15 protein-coding genes and 2 pseudogenes are annotated in these 18,532 nt (G+C 69.8%); 4 read left to right on the top strand and 13 right to left on the bottom strand.

The window, feature by feature from the left end; translation table 11 throughout:
• Positions 1-94 precede the first annotated feature (94 nt).
• Positions 95-580, top strand: coding sequence for a winged helix-turn-helix transcriptional regulator (locus ACFYU0_RS07635; RefSeq protein ID WP_389298530.1), 486 nt, complete (start codon positions 95-97; stop codon positions 578-580).
• Positions 581-1,085: 505 nt separating this feature from the next.
• On the opposite strand, the gene ACFYU0_RS07630 is transcribed toward ACFYU0_RS07635, so the two are convergent.
• Positions 1,086-1,658: an EF-Tu/IF-2/RF-3 family GTPase gene (locus ACFYU0_RS07630; protein WP_389298528.1), complete on the bottom strand. Its 573-nt coding sequence runs from the start codon at positions 1,656-1,658 to the stop codon at positions 1,086-1,088.
• A gap of 230 nt (positions 1,659-1,888) precedes the next feature.
• Here ACFYU0_RS07630 and ACFYU0_RS07625 point away from each other — a divergent pair.
• Positions 1,889-2,233: pseudogene (locus tag ACFYU0_RS07625) on the top strand (DUF5959 family protein); the annotation flags it as partial.
• Positions 2,234-2,398: 165 nt separating this feature from the next.
• On the opposite strand, the gene ACFYU0_RS07620 reads toward ACFYU0_RS07625, so the two are convergent.
• Together ACFYU0_RS07620 and ACFYU0_RS07615 are read right to left on the bottom strand one after the other, a co-directional pair.
• On the bottom strand, positions 2,399-2,929 hold the full coding sequence (locus tag ACFYU0_RS07620) for a DUF1003 domain-containing protein (protein WP_389298527.1): 531 nt from the start codon (positions 2,927-2,929) through the stop codon (positions 2,399-2,401).
• A 491-nt stretch (positions 2,930-3,420) separates the two neighbouring features.
• Positions 3,421-3,780: a hypothetical protein gene (locus ACFYU0_RS07615; protein WP_389298525.1), complete on the bottom strand. Its 360-nt coding sequence runs from the start codon at positions 3,778-3,780 to the stop codon at positions 3,421-3,423.
• Positions 3,781-4,435: 655 nt separating this feature from the next.
• Here ACFYU0_RS07615 and ACFYU0_RS07610 point away from each other — a divergent pair.
• Positions 4,436-7,621, top strand: coding sequence for an FG-GAP-like repeat-containing protein (locus ACFYU0_RS07610; protein ID WP_389298524.1), 3,186 nt, complete (start codon positions 4,436-4,438; stop codon positions 7,619-7,621).
• A 427-nt stretch (positions 7,622-8,048) separates the two neighbouring features.
• Here ACFYU0_RS07610 and ACFYU0_RS07605 read toward each other — a convergent pair.
• The 7 genes and pseudogenes from ACFYU0_RS07605 to ACFYU0_RS07575 form a co-directional block, all read right to left on the bottom strand.
• Positions 8,049-8,312, bottom strand: a pseudogene (locus ACFYU0_RS07605) (ATP-binding cassette domain-containing protein); the annotation flags it as partial.
• 203 nt (positions 8,313-8,515) lie between these two features.
• Entirely contained in the window at positions 8,516-9,844 is a 1,329-nt protein-coding gene (locus ACFYU0_RS07600; protein ID WP_389298523.1) for an LLM class flavin-dependent oxidoreductase, read from the bottom strand.
• Positions 9,841-10,899, bottom strand: coding sequence for an ABC transporter substrate-binding protein (locus ACFYU0_RS07595; RefSeq protein WP_389298521.1), 1,059 nt, complete (start codon positions 10,897-10,899; stop codon positions 9,841-9,843). The genes ACFYU0_RS07600 and ACFYU0_RS07595 overlap by 4 nt, the downstream gene beginning before the upstream one ends.
• Before the next feature lie 42 nt (positions 10,900-10,941).
• Entirely contained in the window at positions 10,942-11,673 is a 732-nt protein-coding gene (locus tag ACFYU0_RS07590) for an ABC transporter ATP-binding protein (protein ID WP_389298519.1), read from the bottom strand.
• Positions 11,670-12,563 (bottom strand): ABC transporter permease, encoded by an 894-nt coding sequence (locus ACFYU0_RS07585; protein WP_389298518.1) that lies wholly within the window; start codon positions 12,561-12,563, stop codon positions 11,670-11,672. The genes ACFYU0_RS07590 and ACFYU0_RS07585 overlap by 4 nt, the downstream gene beginning before the upstream one ends.
• Positions 12,560-13,456 carry a TauD/TfdA dioxygenase family protein gene (locus ACFYU0_RS07580; RefSeq protein ID WP_389298516.1) on the bottom strand — a complete coding sequence of 299 codons (897 nt, stop codon included), beginning with the start codon at positions 13,454-13,456 and terminating at the stop codon, positions 12,560-12,562. The genes ACFYU0_RS07585 and ACFYU0_RS07580 overlap by 4 nt, the downstream gene beginning before the upstream one ends.
• Before the next feature lie 671 nt (positions 13,457-14,127).
• Positions 14,128-15,072, bottom strand: coding sequence for a vanadium-dependent haloperoxidase (locus ACFYU0_RS07575; protein ID WP_389298515.1), 945 nt, complete (start codon positions 15,070-15,072; stop codon positions 14,128-14,130).
• Positions 15,073-15,175: 103 nt separating this feature from the next.
• On the opposite strand from ACFYU0_RS07575, the gene ACFYU0_RS07570 reads away from it, so the two are divergent.
• Complete coding sequence (locus tag ACFYU0_RS07570; RefSeq protein WP_389298514.1) at positions 15,176-15,373, top strand: hypothetical protein; 198 nt, start codon at positions 15,176-15,178, stop codon at positions 15,371-15,373.
• A 79-nt stretch (positions 15,374-15,452) separates the two neighbouring features.
• Here ACFYU0_RS07570 and ACFYU0_RS07565 read toward each other — a convergent pair whose 3' ends face one another.
• From ACFYU0_RS07565 to ACFYU0_RS07555, 3 genes are read right to left on the bottom strand one after another with little or no spacing between them, the layout of a single operon-like run.
• Positions 15,453-16,922 carry an MFS transporter gene (locus ACFYU0_RS07565; protein WP_389298513.1) on the bottom strand — a complete coding sequence of 490 codons (1,470 nt, stop codon included), beginning with the start codon at positions 16,920-16,922 and terminating at the stop codon, positions 15,453-15,455.
• Positions 16,922-17,158 carry a hypothetical protein gene (locus ACFYU0_RS07560; protein WP_389298511.1) on the bottom strand — a complete coding sequence of 79 codons (237 nt, stop codon included), beginning with the start codon at positions 17,156-17,158 and terminating at the stop codon, positions 16,922-16,924. The genes ACFYU0_RS07565 and ACFYU0_RS07560 overlap by 1 nt, the downstream gene beginning before the upstream one ends.
• Before the next feature lie 35 nt (positions 17,159-17,193).
• Complete coding sequence (locus ACFYU0_RS07555; RefSeq protein ID WP_389298928.1) at positions 17,194-18,492, bottom strand: O-acetylhomoserine aminocarboxypropyltransferase/cysteine synthase family protein; 1,299 nt, start codon at positions 18,490-18,492, stop codon at positions 17,194-17,196.
• Between the last annotated feature and the right edge of the window lie 40 nt (positions 18,493-18,532).

The following is an 18,532-nucleotide window of genomic DNA, read 5'->3' as shown; positions in this document are numbered from 1 at the left end:
GAGGCACGCCTCTAGGCTGACTTACGCTTCCAAAAGTCAGGCTCGACGGTATAGGCTGGCTTCGCATAAGGCAAGCCAGGCGGAAGGTGGGGAAATGAAGGATCTGCTGAAGGAACGGGACGCCTGGTCCATGGCCAATTGCTCAATCGCCAGGGCTCTGGAGATCGTCGGAAACAGGACCGCGATGCTGATCATGCGTGAGGCGTTCCTCGGCACACGCCGGTTCGACGACTTCGCCAGGCGTGTGGGCATTGGAGAACCTGCCGCCGCGGCGCGCCTGAAAGAGCTGACCGCCGCAGGTCTCCTGGAGCGCGTCCCTTACCAGGAGCCCGGCCAGCGGACCCGGTACGCCTATCAACTGACGCAGAAGGGGCGGGACTTTCGGGCCGTCATCATGGCGCTGCGCCAGTGGGGCGACACCTGGGCCGCCGACGAACAGGGGCCCCCGGTGGTCGTACGCCACGAGAACTGCGGTGCGCCGGTGCATGCGGTGCTCCGCTGCGACAACGGCCACGACGTGCAACCTGGGGAGTCGTTCGTCGATGCCGGCCCGGGCCTCATTCGCGTCGCCCCGGAATGAGCGGCCTGCACACACCTACGGTGCCCACCTGCAGGCTGCGGAACGTGCACGTGCGCTCGAGCATCGTGCCGGTCATGCCCCAGCCGACGGTGTCTGTCGGCGCTGCGAGCAGGACTGAGTCCAGCGGTACCGCTTCAAGGACGACGGGATGTGCTTCCTGCTCTGCCCCGAGTGCGACTCGCTGCGGTGGTTCCACGAGACGGTCGGCGTCCCCGCACGCTTCCTCGATGATGTCGTCGCGGCGCGCCTCGGCATGAAGGGCAACTCGTGGGGCGATCCAGTCTGCGCCCCGACGTCATCGAGCCGGCACCCGGTCTCCAGCGCTGAGTTCCAAGCGCTATCGACCGAGCCGGGAACAGCCCGCGGGCCACGGTGACGGCAACCGGTCGCCTCGCATCACGAGTCGGCTGCTCGCCCAGCTGTTGACCCGGTCGCGCCCCGCCCGGGCCCGCCGGTGCGGGAAGTTCGGTGTTGTTCGCATGCCGGTCGGTGGCCGCGCGGGCGGTCAGTTCGGAAGTCGGGTCACGGTCCCCGTGCCGGCGGCACGGCCGTGCTGTCGGAAGGCGAAGGGCTGGCCTTCCTCGAGGGCGACGGGCCGTTCGAGGGCGGCCGTGACCGTTCCCCTGTGCAGTGGTGGGAGTGCGTCCGTGTCGGGGGCCAGCATGACCGTCCCCCGGACTACGGCGGTACGGACGTGGAACTGCAGGCGCTCACCACTGCGTATCTCCGCGCCGCCGTGGTCCTCGGCCAGCAGTGCGATGTCCGCCGTGAAGCGAGCATGAGCGACGACCGAGCCAGGCGCCGCCAGCACCTGTCCGCGTTCAATCGAACTGGACGCCACGCCGGGCAGCAGCAGGCCCACATGCGTGTCCGCACCCGCCTCGTCGATACGTCGGTGGTGCACTTCGACGCCTCTGACGGGCAGAAGTGTGCCGCCGTCGAGGCCGACGGTCTCCACCATGTCGCCTTCACGGACCCGGCCGCGCTCGATCCGGCCCGTCAGCAAGACCAGCCGGCCCTGGTTGCGGTCGAAGGCGTCTTCGACGCACATCAGGAACGGTTCACTTCCTGCCGTCATCAAGCCCCTCGTTACCACCCGCCACGACCGGGGACCGAAGTTAGCAGGACCGAGGCCGGGACCAGGACCGCGGGGCGCTGCGTCCGGTTCTCCGCCACAGCGGCTGGCCTCCGGGCGAGCGGGCGAAAGCCGCTAGTCGTGGCTGTCCTGCGGCTGTTGCACAATGGTCGGCGAGGGTGTTGCGCTGGAGGGGTGTACGTGAGTGAGGGCATAGCGGGGGAGCTGATCGCTTGGCCGATCATGAGAACAGCGTGGTGGTCCGGGTGCTGGGCCGCCGCGATTCGGGTGACCTGGCCGCCGAGGTCGTCATCACGAGCAGCTTCTGCAACGGCCGGCTCGACCTCTGCTTGTCCCCCCAGGACCTGGACGACTGGGCGAAGGCCCTGGACGAGCTTGCTGCCGGCCGCAGCGTCTGCTGGATGACCGACCTAAGCAACCCGGGGATCAACGAGTTCAACACCCAGTTCTCGGTTCCCGTGATCACCGTGGAGGACGGCCGGGGCTCGGGGACGGCCATGGTGGTGCCCGTGGACCTGGCCGATGGCTGGGTCGAGGCGCAGCGCCGTCGCTTGGAGGCCGTCCGTCGGCAGCCGGCACCACGGCCGTCGTCCTCTGATCATCCACTCCCGGCGACCCCTGGCAGTGGCGAGAAGGGCTCTTCGTTGGCGGTCGGCGCCAGGCGTATGACGGCGAGGGCCGATGCCGTAGCCGTGAGGCACCGGTTCGGAGCAGTCGGCCGGCTAAGCGGAGGACTGGCCGGAGCCGAGCATCCGGGCGCGGTTCTCCGCGAGGACCTCCTGCACCTTGCGCTCGACCTCGGTCGGGTCGACGCCCAGGGCGCGGCCCATGTGGATCGACCAGACCTCCGAGCGCACGTTGGTCTCGAAGTCGAGGTCGGCGCGGACGTTGTCGCGGGTGGCCTGGCGGTTCTGGCTCACCATCACGAAGGTGGACAGGAAGATCGCCTCCAGGCTGACGATCATGGTGAGCAGCCCGAAGGGGAAGGGATCCCAGACGAGCCCCTGGCCGAACACGCCCATGTTGCACACGATCCAGATCGTGAACCACGCCGCGTGGATGTAGACGAAGTGCATGGTGCCGGCGAAGGCGGTGATCGCGTCCGCGATCCGGTCCTCGGTCCCGCGCATCCGCGCGAGCACGTCCTGCTCGCGCCGCAACCGCAGCGCCAGGCTGCCCGGACCACCCGGACGGCCCTGGCTACCGGGGCCACTCGCCGCACCGTCCATGCCCACTCCCAGCCTGTCGTCCACGCCACCGGCCGACAGCGTACGGGCAGGTGGGTTCGCACTGGCGACGACTGTCGGTGGACACACCCGAATGCGTCGCGTGGCCGAGCAGGGCCGGTCGAGGCGGCGGTGTTCAGACGGTGAGGCCTTCGATGACGACGGGGAGGTGGCGGGGGCCGCGCAGCACCGCGTTGGCCCGGTACGGCGGCGGATCCTCCAACAGCCGAGAGATGCATGCGGGCCCGGCCTGATCAGACGGTGACGGTAAGAACGCGAGCAGGCGAAGAACCACGGGTACTCCACCAACCACCAGCGCCTGGTGTCGCGGTTGGCCAACCGTGCCCGGCAACCGCGCAACGACTGCAGGGCATGGGAGTTGTTTGGGACGAAGGCCTCGGCAACACCACGGTGATCGCCGACTGCGGCCCCTCGCGGCGCTGCATCGCCGTGCCACCGCAAGAGTGGTCCGCCCCCCAAATCCCGGGGCGGACCACTCCGTCAGCGGTGTGTGCGGGTCAGTTGCCGCCGGCGCTGAAGTCCACCCAGTCGCTGCAGGTGTTGCTCAGTTCCACGCCGTTGTCACGGAGGCAGACCCTCATGTGAACCTCGGAGGTCTCAGCGAAGTCGTGGTTCTGAGTCAGGCAGATACCGGCACCGTCGCCGTTGTACCACGAGTGGACGGAACCGGAGTTGACGTACCAGTAGCCCACGACACCGGCACCGTCGGAGTCGTCGTCGCAGAGATCGATATAGTCGCCGTAGGCGCGGAAGTTCTCCGTCCCGGCGCCGTGCACGTACTTGCCGTAGTCCTGCGTGTACACCTTGAAGCTGACCGCCGAGGCCGGCTGCGCGCCGAAGACTACGGCAGCAGTCAAGGCGGCGAACATTCCCCCGACGGACATGACACGCTTGCGCAACGTTGACATGATCAACCCTCACTGTAATCAAACAATTGTTCGCGTGATCTTAGCGGGAGGCGGGTGGTGGGGCTAGACCACCGAACTATCGCTTCGGTCACCGGGGCTAGTTGACCTCAAGTCAGAGGAGTCCAGGCAGTCGCCTGGAGGGTCCGACGTCGCACCGTCCCCGGGACTGGCTGAGCCGGGCAGGGTAACGCGGAGGCCCCGTGCCGTCACCCGCAAGGCGGAAGCTGGCAGCGGTGCCGGTTTCCGAGTCGGCGGCGAGCCGGCTCCCGGGTAGGCGGCGGGGAGGTCGGTTGCTGAAGCTGAGGACTACGTGGCCGGCGCCACCAGCGCTGCCGACTGACACCGCCGCCGGCACAGGGCCCGCGCCTTGGCGCCTCGTCCACGGAAGCGAGCTCATGGGCAGAAGGTCATGTCCATGCTGTTAGCCTCCTCGCAAACGCGCGGGGGGGGGCGGCCGGGGGGCCGGAGGCAATGCGAGGGCATTCCATACCTCCTGCCCCTGCTCCCCCGCCCCCTATGGAGGAACCCGGTGGCTCAACTCAGCCCACGTCGGCACACACCCCGCCTCGGCCCACGCTCGGCACGAGGAACCGCGGCCGTCCTCGTGGCGGCGTTGAGTCTCGGCCTCCGGTTCGCGCAGACGCCTGCGGTGGCGGTGCCGGCTGCGCCCACGGCCTCCGCCCAGGGCGTTGTCCTGCCCGCCGCGGCGCGGGCGGTCCCCCGGTTCACCCGGATACTCAACGCCGGGACCAGTGGTTTCCTGTGGGCGCAGGAGGACGACGACCGGTTCTTGTGGACGGACTACGCCACCGGCACCACCACTGCGCTCGAACAGCGCATGGCGGTCCCACTCCAGTACGACGTCGACGACGGCTCCTACCGTGGGGACGTCTCCTTCCGACCCGGCTACTACGGAGACGGATCGGACACCGTCGCCCTCTACTCGGAGGAGAACGACCAGGTCACGCTCAGCCGGGGCGTCGGCACCCCGGGGGACACCGTCGTCGTACCCGTGCCCGAGTACCACGAGTACCAGGGCACCTTCGGCGACACCGTCCTCACCAGCACGAGCAACACCGGCAACGGCAACCCGGACGCCTATCAGCTCCGGCGGATCGAGGACGGCGTAGTCCGGGAGACGCCGGTGACGGGACTTCCCGGCAGCGCCGCCGACGTCCGCGTAGCGGACGGCGACGCACGGTCCGTCATCCTGCGATATCAGATGGACGACGGCAGTCACTGGAGCATCGTCGACCTCGTCACCGGCGCGTCGGATCCGCTGCCCGACCGTCCCAGCCCGCAGGAGGGCTGGGAGGTGACCGGCTTCCGATTGAGCCCCGGCGCGGTCCTGCGGCTGCGCCCGGGACGCGGCAAGGTGGACGTGTTCGACCGGGCCGACCTGGCCGCGGAGCCCCGCACCCTTGAGACGAGTTCGTTGTCGTACGAGGCCGCCTACGGCGTCGTCGGGTCCGTACTGTTGGGCGTCGAGCCGATGGCGCCGGGCGACAACAAATACCGCGGCCAGCCCTTGTTCGCCCTCACCTCTGACGGTTCGGACACGGCATCGACCACGATCATGGATCCGGCCGCCCATCAGCTCGTTCAAGCTCCGGACGGTTCCGTCCTCGTGGCGGGCGCCGCGCACCAGGTCGACCGGGGTGACCTCGACTGGGGCGTGTACCGGGTCGCCCAGGGCGTCGACGGCTCGGTCACTCGCAGCCGTCTGACCACCGTGCAGCCGATGCCCGCGCAGATTCACGGTCTGTCCCTCGGCAGCGGCATCCTCAGCACGGCCGACGACAGCACGCTCTACGAGCCGAACACCATCCTCGGGGCCTACCGCAGCACCTGGCTGAACACGAGCGGCACCCCGAGCCCCACCCGGACCACCGTGGACGGGCTGGTCAGCGGCTGGGACGGCTTCTGCGACGAGACCACGCCCCGCTGCATCCGGATGTTCGCCGACGGCACCGGCCACCACGGCCGCCGCGATGCCACCGAGTCGGGCCTGACCATGCTCCGCACCAACGGCGTCGCCGACTGGGGTCCGACTCTCGACACCGGTGACGACTCCCCGGAACTCGCGGACCTTTCCGGGCGGTACGCCGTCGTCGACGGCGCCTCCTCCGGCAAGCAGTACATCGGTGAGTTCGCCACCGCCGGGGCAGGGAAGGTCCTGCTCAAACGCGACCGGGTCGCCGCGGCCGTATGGGGGAACACCCTGTGGAGCGGCGCGGCGAGCGGTGGCAACGTCACGGGCGCCCGGCTGCCCACGGGGACCACCGTCGAGTCGTTCACCACCCGCAACGGCTGCACCCCGTCCGACCTCCAGGCCGTGGGCCGCTTCGTGTACTGGGTCTGCGAGGACGCCTGGGGGGATGTGCACGGCTCGGGCCTGTACGACCGCACAACCAGGCGCACCTCCACCGCCCCGGACGGCCAGGTCCTGCTCGGTGACGGATACCTGGTCGAGCGCGTTCCCGGCACCCAGTCGGCCAGCGGGCTGACACTGCTCGACCTGCACAACGGGCTGCCGGCCGGTGGCAGTCACACCGACCTGCCGAGTCGCAAGCTCGCCGACTGGACTGACCTCGGCCGGGACAACACCGGGGCCGGAACCAGCTGGACCGTCGACCGATTCGGCGGTGGCGTCGCCTACGCCGACCGCGACCAGCGCGTGCACGTAGTACCGACCGGTGTTCCAGCATCCCCGCTCACGGTTGTCGACGCCACGGTCGCCTCAGGAGCCGCGCACTGGTCCGGCACCTGGTGGCTGTCCAAGCCCGCCGCCGATTGGAAGGTGACGATCCGCCAGAAGGCGTGCGGCGTCACCGTCCGCACGCTGTCCGGCACCGCCGCCCGTGGTCTGCTGACGGCCGCCTGGGACGGCAAGGACAGCGCAGGCCGCCTCGTCACCAACGGCACGTACGCCTGGACCCTCACCGCCCGGCCCGCCGACGGCCAGGGTGCCGCTCTCACCCTCTCCGGAGACGTCAAAGTGACGGCCGGAGCCGCGGCACCGCGCGACTACGCTGGCAACGACGGGGTCGGCGACGTCCTCACGCTCAGCTCCTCCGGCACCCTGACCATCCAGCGCGGCACCGGCACGGGCAGGCTGGACGGCAAGGTCTCCGGCTCCGGCTGGCCGTCCACCGCCCGGGTCGTGCCGTTCGGCGACCTCGGCGGTGACCACTGCAACGATGTGCTGGTTCGCACCGGCGCCACCCTGCGGGCCTACCGCCCGGCCTGCGGCAAGGCCGCGACGCCCGCCACGCCGTACACCTCGCTCGGCACCTCCGGCTGGAACGCGTATGACGTCCTCACCTCCCCTGGCGACGTCAACGGTGACGGCCGTCCCGACCTGATCGGCCGCCAGTCCTCGACCGGAGACGTCTACCTTTTCAAGGGCACAGCGAACGGGAAGCTCTCCGCCCGCACGAAGATCGCCTCTCACTGGGTCGGCTACAAGAAGATCGTCGGCGTCGGTGACCTCAATGGCGACGGTCGCGGTGACCTCCTCGTCCAAGACAAGTCCAACGAGTTGTGGCGGTATGAGGCGAACACCACGAGCACGGGCGGCTTCAAAGCCCGGGTCAAGGTGTTCAGCGACTGGGGTTCCTCCTACAACGCGGTCGTCGGCGTCAACGACTTCACCGGCGACGGTCGCGCGGATCTGGTCGCCCGGGACGCCTCCGGCAACATGTGGCGCTACAACGGAAACGGCAAAGGCTCCTTCGGCAGCCGCACGAAGATCGCCACGGGCTGGAAGGGCTACAGGGCCATCGTGTGAAGGCACCCGAGGCCCACGCGTTCGGCCCGGCATCATCGGGTGCCGGGCGACGCCGTGGCGGGCGCCGGCGGTTCAGGGTTTGAGTCGGCCAGTGGCGAACATTGCGGCCGACCAGGCCGTCAGCGTCGCCGCCATACCCAGACCACGGCAAGGGCCCAGCCGGCGCTGACGTCGCCCTGGCCGAGGAACCCGATCCCTTCGACCTGGACCAGCCAGAAGACGGGTCCCGCTCGAGCGGAGCCGAGAGTGGGGGAGCGTCGTCAGCAGGACCGTGGCGCCAACCGCGTTGAGGCCCTTCACGACCCGCCAGATCTCCGAGCGCAGTTCGACGCCGGCCGTCGGCTCGTCGAGGATGAGCAGGCGGGACGAGGCGCCGTTGCATGCCGCCGGAGAGTTCGTAGGCGCGTACGTCGGGCTTGTCGTCGAGGCGGAACGGGGCGAGCAGTTCGTCCGCGCGCCGGGCGGCCGCCTTTCGACCGATGCCGTGATATCGCGCGTGGTGGATCAGGATCTGCCGGATGGACAGGAACCGGTCGGCGTTGATCTCCTGCGCGGCCAGACCCAGCAATCTGGGGACCTGACGGCTGCGGTAATCGTGCCCGAAGACAGAGAGGCTGCCGGCGCCGGGGCGCACGATGTTGCACACCGAGCCGATGAGCGTGGTCTTCCCGGCGCCGTTCGGGCCGAGCAGGCCGAAGACCGCGCCATCCGGTATCTCCAGGGTCGAGGCCGGCCACCGCGGTGAAGCCGTCCTCGTACGTCTTGCGCAGGCCCTCGACCCGCAGCGCGGGCGGACTCCCGCCGCTTCGGTAAGTGGAAGCGGCGGGAGTCGCGAGCGGGTCGGCCAGGGGAAGCGGGCCGGCCGTGGGAAGCGGATCAGGCCCGGAAAGCTGGTCAGTCGTGGAACTGGTTCGCGGGCACCGGGAGCCCGTAGTGCTCACGCAGGGTGGTGCCTTCGTACTCCTCGCGGAACAACCCCTTGCCGCGCAGGATCGGCAGCACGCGCTCGACGAAGGCCGTCAGGCCCGAGGGGAGTCCGGGGGCCATGATGTTGAACCCGTCCGCGGCACCGCCCTCGAACCAGGCGATGATCGTGTCCGCCACCTGCTCGGGTGTGCCGACGAACTCGAAGTGGCCGCGTCCGCCACCGAGCCGGGAGATGATCTGCCGGACCGTGAGCTTCTCGCGCACCGCGAGATCGATGATCAGGTCGGAACGGCTCTGCGAACCCTCCAGCTTCGGCCTCGCCAGGATGAACTCTGGCAACGGCTGGTCGAGTTCGAGGACCGACGGCTCGGTCTCGAACACGGCGGCCAGCTGACGCAGCCCGTACTCAGGGACGCGCAGCTCGTCGAACTGCCGCGCAAGCGCCCGGGCCTCCTCCTCGGTCGAGCCGATGTACGGGACGATGCCCGGCAGGACGATGACACCGTCCGGGTCGCGCCCCGCGGCCCTGGTCCGTGCCTTGATGTCCGCGTAGAAGCCGGCCGCACGCTCGTATGTCGTGTGCGCGGTGAAGATCGCCTCGGCGTGCCATGCCGCGAAGTCCTGGCCGTCCTCCGAGGAGCCGGCCTGGACCAGCAGCGGGTAACCCTGTGGCGGACGCTCGACGTTGAGCGGGCCGGCCACCTTGAAGTACCTGCCCTCATGGCTGAGCCGGTGCAGGCGTGCGGGGTCGGCGTAGCGTCCGGCGGCCTTGTCCGCGATGACGGCCTCGGACTCCCAGCTGTCCCACAGCGCCTTGGCGACCTTCAGGAACTCGTCGGCGCGGGCGTAGCGCTCGGCGTGGCCGGGGCGGTCGTCGAGACCGAAGTTGGCCGCTTCGTCGGCCCCTGCCGAGGTGACTATGTTCCAGCCGGCCCGGCCGCCGCTGACGTGGTCGACGGACGCGAGCCGACGGGCGAGGTTGTACGGCTCGTTGTACGTCGAGGACACGGTCGCGATGAGGCCGATCCTGCTGGTCGCCTGGGACAGCGCGGTCAGCAGCGTCAGCGGTTCGAGCTGGCCCGGCGGCCGGAACTCGCCGGTGCCGATGAGGGCGGGGCCGTCCGCGAGGAACAGCGAGTCGAACTTGGCGCTCTCCGCCAGTTGTGCCAGCTCGATCCAGTGCCGTAGGTCGAAGTCGGCCCGGGGATTGCTGTGCGGCAGCCGCCACGCCGCCTCGTGGTGGCCCGCTTCCATGAGGAAGGCGTTGAGGTGGAGCCTCCTCCGTCCCGCGCTCATGAGGTGACCTTCAGCTTCGAGCTGTCGTAACCGGCCGGCAGAAGGTTGTCGACGATCGATGGGACGTCGACCTTCTTGGTGATCTGCCCCGCCTCCAGGAAGGCGTCGGCGAGCTTCTGCTCCAGTTCGATGTCCGACTGCTCCACCGGAGTCACCCGGTTCGAGTAGGCGGCCAGGGACGCCTTGGCGTCATCCAGCGGGATGCCCTGCTCCTTCGACAGCGCCTGCGCGTATTCGTCGGGGTTCTTGACCGCCCAGGCGAACTCTCGCGACAGCCTCTTCAGGACGTCTGTAAGAGCCGCACGCTTGGTCTTGTCCTTCAGCGACGTGTCGCTCGCGACGTAGTAACTGCTCGTCTGGTCGATCGGCGGGAGGCCCTTCACCAGGATCCGCGCGCCGTTCTTGACCGCGATCGCCGACTGCGGGTTCCAGATCGACCAAGCGTCCACCTTCCCGGTGTTGAACGCCGTGGCGCCGGCCGCCGGGTCGAGGAAGACCAGCTTCACGTCCTTGGGGGTGAGACCGGCGCTCTTCAGCGCGTTCAAGGCCAGACCGTGGGCCGAACTGCCCTGCGGGACAGCGATCCTCTTGCCCTTGAGGTCGGCGGCCGTCTTCAGCTTCGAGCCCTTTGGCACGATGATGTTCTCGTTCGACTGGGTGGGTGTGAGCGAGCGGTTGACGGCCACGACCTTGAAGCCGTACTCCTTCGCGGCGCCGGTGATCGGCGGTACGTCGCCGACGCTGCCCAGGTCGATGCCGCCCGAGGCGGCGGCCTGCACAAGCGGCGGACCGTAGGTGAAGCGGGCGAACTTCACCTTGTAGGGCGCGTTGTCGAACACGCCGGTGACCTTCGCCAGTTCCTGGCTGCCGTCACCGCCGTTGTCGCCGATCGTGAAGGTGTACTTGCTCCACTCGGGGTGCTTGGCGTCACTCGCGTCGACGGCGTTGCTCAGCGGCGCGGCGGTGTCCGACGACGATCCTCCGCAGGCGACGAGGGTACTCGCCAGAGCGAGCGAGCCGACTGCGCCGATGAGTCTCGTGGTTCTCTTTCGCATGGGTGTGGTGCTTTCTGTACTGGGTGAGGGTGTTCGGGGAGGTCAGTGCTGGCCGGCGAGGCCGAGGTCTTCCAGGAGCCGGGCGCGCAGTTCCTCGCGTGCGATGCTCGCCTCGCGGTCCGCGGCGGTGAGGTGCACCTCGTGCGAGGTGCCGATGCGGCCGTTGCTCATGACGACGATGCGGTCCGCCAGGGCGATCGCCTCGTCGACGTCGTGGGTGACCAGCAGCATGGCCGCCTGATGCTTGGTCCGCAGCGCGCGTACGAGGTCGTGCATGCGCAGCCGGGTGATCGCGTCGAGGGCGGCGAACGGTTCGTCGAGCAGGACGAGTTCGGGCTCGGAGACGAGCGCCCGCGCGAGTGAGACCCGCTGGGCCTCGCCGCCGGAGAGTTCCTTGGGCCACGCCTTCTCGCGGCCGGCGAGGCCGACCTCGGCGAGTACGTCGCGGGCCCGCTGCTCAGCGTCGTACCCGCGCAGGCCGAGCGTGACGTTGCGCAGTACCCGCTGCCAGGGCAGCAGCCGGTCGGCCTGGAAGACGATCGCACGCCGGGCCGGGACCTCCACGCGCCCGCCGTCGGGCCGGTCCAGTCCGGCGAGCAGCCGCAGCAGGGTGCTCTTGCCGCAGCCCGAAGGGCCGAGCAGGATCACCAACTCCTCGTCGGCGATGGTGAGGTCGAGGTGGTCGAGCACCACCCGGTCACCGAACTGTCGGACCACCTGCTCGACGACTGCCCCGGTCTGTCGACGGGGCTCTGTCGCGGTCGTGCTGCTCATGACGCCTCATAACTGGGTCGCCACCGCAGCAGCACCCGCTCAAGAGCCCGGACGAGCTGGTCGGCGAGCAGACCGAGGAGCGAGTAGATCACCAGTCCCACGAAGACCTGATTGGTCTGGAGATAGGTCTGCCCCTGAGTGATGAGAAAGCCAAGTCCCGCGTCGGCGTTGACGGTTTCGGCGGCGACGAGACCCAGGACGCTGTATGCGAGGGAGAACCGGAGGCCCACCAGGAACCCTGGCAGGGCCCCGGGCACCAGCACGCGCGTCACCAGGCGCCAGGTGCCCGCGCCCGTCGTGCGCGCCATTTCGATCAGCCGCTGGTCGACGCCCCGTATCGCGGCGAACAGGTTGAGATACATCGGGACACCGGCGCCGAAGGAGATCAGCAGCACCTTCGTGAGCTCGTCGATGCCGAACCACACGATCATCAGCGGCAGCACCGCGAGGAGGGGGATCGTGTTCAGCACCTGTACCAAGCCGTTGAACAGGTACTCACCACTGCGTAGCAGCCCGCCGAGCACCCCGCTGACGATGCCCGCCGTCAGACCGATCGCGAGACCGATGCCGGCCCTCTGCAGCGAGATGGCCAAGTCCGGCCCGAGGACGCCCTGTTGCCAGAGATCGACGGCGGACCTCACGATCGACGTCGGCGCGGGGGCGTAGGTCTTCGCCAACACTCCGGCCCGGGCGAGGATCTCCCAGGCGATGAGGATGGCGACCGGAGTCGTGTAGATGCCCAGCGGCCAGCGCAGGCGCTCGCGGAGCGTACTGAGCGGCGTCCGGCGGCGGGCGTCGCGCGGCAGGAACACCTCGCGTTCCCGCGTGCCCGTCGTCTCGGCGTCCGGGACCTTGGTGACGGCCGGCGCCTTGAGGCCGAGATCGGTCATGCCGCCACCGCCAGCACGCTGCTGTAGTGCGAGGCATCGCCGATCAGTTGCTCGCTGCGGCGGCCGTCGACACCGGTCGGTACCTCTCCTGCGATCGTCACCCGGTTGAGGCGGCGCGGGTGGTCGTCGTAGTTGTCCACCGCGTAGTGCTGGGTGATCCGGTTGTCGAAGATCAGCAGCTGGTTCGGAGACCAGGTCCAGCTCAGGATGTTCTCCGGACGGGTCACATACGACTGGAGGATGCGCAGCAGATCTGCCGAGTCGCCGCTCGACAGGCCGACGATCCGCTTGGCGAAGCCACCGATGAACAGCCCGCGTTCGCCGGTGAGCGGATGGACTCGCACGACCGGGTGCTCGGCCTCGTAGGGCGTCGAGACGAAGGCCCGGTCGTACTCCTGTCGCTGCGCCGTCGTGGCTGCGGGGCGGGCGTAGTCGTGCTGGTTGGTGTGCACGACGCGCAGCGTGTCCGCGAGGGAGCGCAGCGGTTCGGGCAGGTCGCGGTAGGCCGCGGCGGCGTTGGCGATGAGCGTCTGGCCGCCGTAGGGCGTGGTCACGATGGACCGGAGCGTGGTGAGCTGCGGCGGGTTGACCACGAAGGTGACGTCCGTGTGCCACTCGTTGGCCTTGGACGTCGCGCTGTCGACGGCAAGGACATTCGTCGTGCCGTCGGCGGCCGGCACGTTCGGATGGGCGGTGGTGAGTTCGCCGAACCACCCGGCCACGCGCTCTTGGCCGGCGTTGTCGAGCTGCACGTCGTCGAACACGATCGCCTTGTGCTCGTTGAGGGCGTCTCGGAGCGTCGTGACTGTCGCGAGGTCGGGTGGCGCCGCGAGGTCGACGCCGTCGACGACCGCGCCGATGCGGCCGGTGAGCTTTCGGATGGACGGAGGCATGAGGGGATCCCTCCCGGGCAGATGGGCACGCCAAGGGGTGCTGGAGAACGGGGAGTCGAGTGAAGGGGGTTGGGTACCGCGCAGGACTGATCGACCATGCGGAATACCGGACTGGGCCGGCCGGAGAGAGGACGCGTGGTCGCAGAAGGCGCGTGGTCGCAGGACCGCTACAGCCGCGATCTCAGCGGCCGAGTCGACGTGCGCGAACAGGCTCCCGGCTCATACGAGGGAGGTGAGAGGGAGGGGAGCCCTCAGGAGGTGGATACGACGATCCCTTGCCGCGTCAGCGACAACAAAACGCGCTGGAGACGTGCGCCAGGTCGATGTGGCGCCGCCGAGTGAGGTCCACGCGCGGGTTCATAAGACGGGAGTTCAGCAGAGGTCCACCACGTCGGTCAATAATTTTCCGGGCAGGTCTTGCATTGCGGACACGGCACCCCGGTGAGCGTCAGCGGGCGGCCGCAGAGCGGGCCGAGGCCGAGAACGTCAGCCGGGAGTTGCGGGCGGTGCGCCGGGGTGGGGTCATGCGGCCCAGGCGCGCGAGGCGGCGGCGTTCGAATGAGCCCGGCCCACCGAGGCCCCACACAACGGCGAGGCCTCGGTACGGTCATCGCCTGCGTTTCGTCAGCACCGCGGATTGGGCGCCGCGCTGCCGGTGAGCGCTCGGAGGGTCAGCGTGGGGCGAGGAGCCGTCCCGCGTTCTGCAGGACGTACCGTGCCACGTTCGTGCCAAGCGTGATCCCTGCCTCGTCGGCCGACCGGGTGTGGATGCCGGAGAAGACCCGAGCGTCCACGTTCTCGTCCGCGAGCTGCTTCCAGGCGGTGTACGTCCTCGTCACCCCGGGCGCGGTGGGGCTGGTCAGGTCGAACGGGGCGGTACGCGGCCCGACCAGTGCCGACAGCACGGTCTGTGCGGCGCCCGCGTAGGTGTTGTGGCCGCTGGGGTAGTCCGGATGAGCGGGGGTGGTGTGCAGCGGCGTCCAGTCCGGGTCAGGGTCGATGGTGCCGGTGCGGATCGCGGTGACGGGACGCCAGCGTTCGTAGGTGTACTTGCTGTCGGAGGTGGCGATCTGTGTGTCCACCAGCGCCACGTGGAAGAGCGCGACCAGCCGCGCCTGCCCGGCGATCCCCTGGTCCGCGCGCGAGAGCGCCACCCGCAGCGGCTCGGTGTAGAGGGTGAGGGAGGAGCCCAGCCAGAAGGTGGCCGTCTCGGTCTGGCGGGCGCTGCGCACCGCGCTGTCCGCAGCACCGTACGCCCGCACCTCCGCGAGGTCGGCGGCGTAACGCCGGGAGTCGAGGGCGGGCGGCGGGCCGAGCCGGAACTGGTTCTGCGTTTTGAGCAGGAACGGCTTGGCGAGACGGTTGCCGTACTGGGCCGCCGGTGCGTAGTCGGGCGGCGTCGGCTGCCACACGCCCGGCGCCGCGGGCTTCACGGGATAGGGCGCGTTGACCGAGGCGGGATCCAGGCCGTCGCCCTCCCTCGACTTCAGGGCAAGATCGGCCTGCTTCTCCCCGGCTGCGACACCCCGCTCCTCAGCGGGGCCATCGGGGATCGCGTCGAGGGTCTCCTTGTACGTCGCGTCGAGCTGCTCCGCACGGCTCGGGACCAGCGTCACCAGCGCACGGTGTACGGCCCCGGCGAGCGCCGCCTCCTGATACACGCCGCGCTCGACGCCCGTGGGCACGCTCCGGGTGGCCCTGGCGGCTGCGAGCCAACTTATGGCCCACGTACGGCTGTTGGTGATCTGGGTGGATGCCCCGGCCGCCCCGATGGTCTCGGCGGTGGCGTCGTACCAGGCGAGGGACGTGGACGTACGGCCGGCCGCCGAGGCCTGGGGAACGGCGACGGACGCGGTCAACAGCGCCGCCGCACCCAGGACTACGAGGGCGGGCCGCGTTCTGGTCGAACTCACGTGATCTCCTTCGGTTTTCGGTAGGGGTGAAAGAGCCGCTGAGGCATGAGGAGGGCGAGGTGCGACACCCGCGCCACGGGGAATCAGGTCGGTTCCTTGGAACGGGGAACCGCGTCGGCGTGGCGCGCCTCCGCGGGTGCGGACAGGCGAGACGGCGGGACGGGGCGGCGCCTCGAGGACAGCAGCAGGGCCACGGCGAGCAGGCCCGCGCAGACACAGGAGGCCAGCGCGTACCCCGACCGAGGTTGACCGTCTCCCGGGGGACCGGAAGCGGCGTGCAGATAGACCGCCGGGACGGCGCTGAGGCAGATGGCCGCCGCGATGCGCTGGGCCATCTGCAGGACGCCGCCGCCCACTCCCGCGGCCTCGGCCGGCGCGTGCTGCAGCACCTGGGTCTGGTTGGGCGAGGCGGTGAGCCCTCCGGCGGTGCCGGACATCAGCTGCGTCCCGGCCAGTGTCATCGGCAGCGCCTCTGTCGGCGCGTAGAGCGCGACTGCCGCTCCCGTCAGAGCGGCACCGATGCCCAGGGTCAGTCCGACGGTCACCGTACGCGGTCCGATCCGTCGCACTAGCCGCCAGGCCAGGGCCGAGGAGACGCCCATCCCGACCGCCCCGGGGAGGGTGACCGCCGCCGTGAGCAGAGCGGACAGACCGAGGCCGCTTTGCAGGAAGACGGTGAGTACGAGGAACGCGGCCAGTGAGGAGCCGAACTGGGCCATGGCGACGGCTGTGCCCAGCATGTACGGCTTCGATGAGGTCAGCGCGGGGTGCACCAGCGGCTGACGGCCCCGCCGCACCCGTAGGCGCTGGTGCACGGCGAAAACGGCTGCCAGCACGCCCGCCGCGGTGCCCCACAGCAGTGTTTCTCCCCCGCCGTCCGGGGTGCGGATGAAGGGCACCATCAGCGTCAGCGTGCAGCCGCAGAGCAGACCGAGGCCGAGGACGTCCAGCCGGGAGTTGCGGGCGGTGCGCCTGGGCGGAGGCAGCAGGCGGGCCGCGAGGATCAGGGTGAGCATCGCGCACGGAGTGCTCATCAACAGGCAGCACCGCCAGCCCGCCTCGGGGCCGAGTCCGGCGACGAGCCCACCGCCGAGTGGCGGGCCGAGGGCCGTGGCCACGCCGCCGGTGACCGCGTACAGGCCAAGCGCACGACCGCGGGCCGGACCGTGGAAGACATCCTGAAGGGTGCCGATAACCTGCGAGTTGACGAGCCCAGCCGCAGCACCCTGGACCAGCCGGGCACCGATCAGGGTCTCCGGCTCATCTCCGGTCGCGGCCGTCACCCCGGCCAGGAGGAAGACCGCCACCCCGGCCATGAAGAGACGCTTGCGCCCGTGCAGGTCACCGAGGCTGCCACCGGGCACGAGGGCCAGGCCGAAGGCCAGCGAGTACCCGGCCACGATCCACTGGACGTCCGCCCCGGTGGCCCCGAGCGACTGGCGCATGCCGGGGATCGCGATGTTGAGCACAGCCTGGTCCAGCAGGGTCGTCGCGCCCGCCGCCATGCACACCAGCAGCACCCGTCGTGCGGCGCGGTCTTCTCCCGGGAGCACTACGCCCGCCGGGACGACCGCGGCAGGCCCAGGTGATCGCGCAGTGGGCGGCGCGTGCAGTAGGTGCGGAACCTGCTGCGGCGCCGCAGCCCGGGGATGACGCGCTCGGCGAAGGCGTCCACGCTGCTCGCCCCTGCGTTCACCGGGTCGTCGGCCGCGCCGGTGCCGCAGGCGGTCGCGGCCAGGCCGGCGAGGACTGAGCTGGCGGCGAGCCGGAGGGCGGTACTGCGACGCATGGCGGATCGTGTTCCTCGGGTGCCGGCGACGGGGTTCATACGGCGGCTGCTCTCAGCCCTGCTTCGAGGTCGGCGATCAGGTCGTCGACGCCCTCGATCCCGACCGACAGCCGCACCAGGCCGGGGGTGACCCCGGCCGCGGCCTGCTGACCGGCGTCCAGTTGGGCGTGGGTGGTGGAGGCGGGCTGGATGACGAGGCTGCGTACGTCGCCGATGTTCGCGAGATGGCTGAACAGCCTGACGCCCTCGACGAAGCGCCGGCCCGCCTCCAGGCCACCGGCGAGTTCGAAGGCGAGGACCGCTCCGGCACCGCGCGGCAGATACCGCTTGGCCTGCGTCTGCCACGGGCTGGAGGGCAGGGAGGCGTAGTGCACCCGCGTCACCTGGGGCTGTTCCTCCAGCCATGCCGCGAGCGACTGGGTGTTGGAGACTTGCCGTTCGATGCGCAGGCTGAGCGTCTCCAGGCCCTGCAGGAGCAGGAAGCTGTTGAAGGGCGAGACGGCCGGTCCCAGATCCCGGACCAGACGGGTACGCAGACGCAACAAGTAGGCAAGGCCGAGGTCGGAGAAGGAGTCCCAGAAGGTCAGGCCGTTGTAGGTGGGATCGGGGCGGGTCAGTCCCGGCCATCGATCGGGGTCGGCACCGAAGTCGAAGTGCCCGCCGTCCACGACGACCCCGCCGATACCGGTGCCGTGGCCGGAGAGGAACTTGGTGGTGGAGTGCACGACGATGTCGGCGCCGTGCTCGAACGGGCGCAGCAGGTAGGGCGTGAGCACGGTGTTGTCGACGACGAGCGGCACGCCGACCTCGTGGGCGATGCGGGCCACCGTCTCGATGTCGAGGACGTTGCCGCGTGGGTTGCCGATGGTCTCACCGAAGAACGCCTTCGTGGTGGGACGTACAGCCGTGTACCAGGCGCGCAGGTCGTCCGGGTCGTCGACGAAGGTGACATCGATGCCGAAGTCGGCGAAGGTGTGCTCCAAGAGGGTGCGGGCGCCGCCGTACAGGGACGACGAAGCGACGATGTGATCGCCTGCGCGCGCCAGGTTGAGCAGGGCGAGGCTCGTAGCGGCCTGGCCGCTGGCCACGGCGACCGCGGCCGACCCGCCCTCCAGGGAGGCGATCCTCTCCTCGGCCACCGCGGTGGTCGGGTTCGACAGCCGCGTGTAGGCGTGAGTGGTCAGGTCGGCCAGTTCGAAGGCCGCGGCGGCGTGCGCGGTGTCCCGGAAGACGTAGCTGGTGGCCTGGTGGATCGGCACCACCCGGGCGCCGGTCGCGGGGTCGGGAACGGCGCCAGCATGCACCTGACGGGTCTCGAAGGCCCAGTTGCTCATGGGTTCTAGACCTCCCGTTTCACCAGGGGCCTTCAGATAG

Origin of the sequence: Streptomyces sp. NPDC003720, from assembly GCF_042875075.1 — a bacterium.
Taxonomy (GTDB): Bacteria; Actinomycetota; Actinomycetes; order Streptomycetales; family Streptomycetaceae; genus Streptomyces.
This window is presented reverse-complemented; position numbering and strand designations above follow the sequence as displayed.